We start from the raw sequence: 1231 nt of genomic DNA on the forward strand, positions 1-1231 counted from the left end.
GCGGCAGCCGGTCCAGGACGACGAGTTCGGCCGGTACGCAGTGCGGCGGCAGCGCGGTCGCCAGGGCGGCGCGCAGCGCGGCCGTGTCCGGGCTCGTGCCCTCCTCCGGTACGACATACCCGGTGAGCCGGGCCGAACCGGCGGCCTGCCGCGCGACGACCACGGCCTCGCGGACCCCGTCCTGCTCCCGCAGGGCGCTCTCCACCTCGCCGGGCTCGATGCGCAGCCCGTTGAGCTTGATACGGAAGTCGGTGCGGCCGAGCAGCTCGATCGTGCCGTCGGGCCCGTAGCGGGCGAGGTCGCCGGTGCGGTAGAGCCGCTCGGTGCGTCCGGGTTCCAGCTCGACGTGCACGAACTTCTCGGCGGTCAGCTCCGGCCGGCCCAGGTAGCCGCGCGCCAGGCCGGTCCCGCCGAGGTGCAGTTCGCCCGGCACGCCGACCGGGACGAGCCGGTCGGCGGCGTCGAGGAGGTAGGCGCGCTGGTTCGCCATGGGGCGGCCGTACGGGAGTTTCGTCCAGCCGGACGGGACACGGCCGACGCGGTACTCCACGGAGTGGATCGACGCCTCGGTCGCCCCGCCCAGCGCGGCGAACGCCACCGAGGGGGCGAACGCCCGCAGCCGGTCCGGCTGGGTGACGGGGATCCAGTCGCCGCCGAGGAAGGCGGCCCGCAGGCCGGGCAGCGCCGGTCCGCGGGCGTGCTCCAGCTGGTCGAGGAGGAGGCCGAGCAGCGCGGGCGCGGAGTTCCACACGCTCACGCCGTGCCGCTCGATCAGATCGGCCCAGTGCGCGGGGTCCTTCGCGGCGGCCGGGTCGGGCAGGACGATCGTGCCGCCGGCGGCGAGCATGCCGAGCGTCTCGTACACGCTCATGTCGAAGCTCGGCGAGGACAGCGCCAGCACCGCGTCCCCGGGCCCGATGCCGTAGGAACGGTTCAGGTCGAGCAGATTGTTGACGACTCCGCGGTGCTCCAGCGCGATGCCCTTAGGCGTGCCGGTCGAGCCCGACGTGAAGATGACGTACGCCAGGTTCCGGGACGTGACGGGCACGGCGGGCCGGGTCGCGGGCAGCGACTGAAGCTCCCCGCGGTCGGCGTCCAGCAGGATCCGGGTGGTACCGGACTCGAGCGGCAGCCGGCCAGCCAGCTCCGCGTCGGAGACCACGATCGGCGGTGCCGCGTCCCGCAGCAGCAGGCCCAGGCGCTCGGCGGGGTACTCCGGGTCGAGCGGCAC

1 protein-coding gene is annotated in these 1231 nt (G+C 74.7%); it reads right to left on the reverse strand.

Translation table 11 applies throughout. The annotated features are described in order from the left end of the window. Positions 1-1231, reverse strand: a 1231-nt coding sequence (locus tag N4P33_RS35370; RefSeq protein ID WP_260831009.1) for an amino acid adenylation domain-containing protein, incomplete at both ends; no start/stop codon positions are given.

The organism is Streptomyces sp. 15-116A (assembly GCF_025290915.1).
GTDB lineage: Bacteria > Actinomycetota > Actinomycetes > Streptomycetales > Streptomycetaceae > Streptomyces.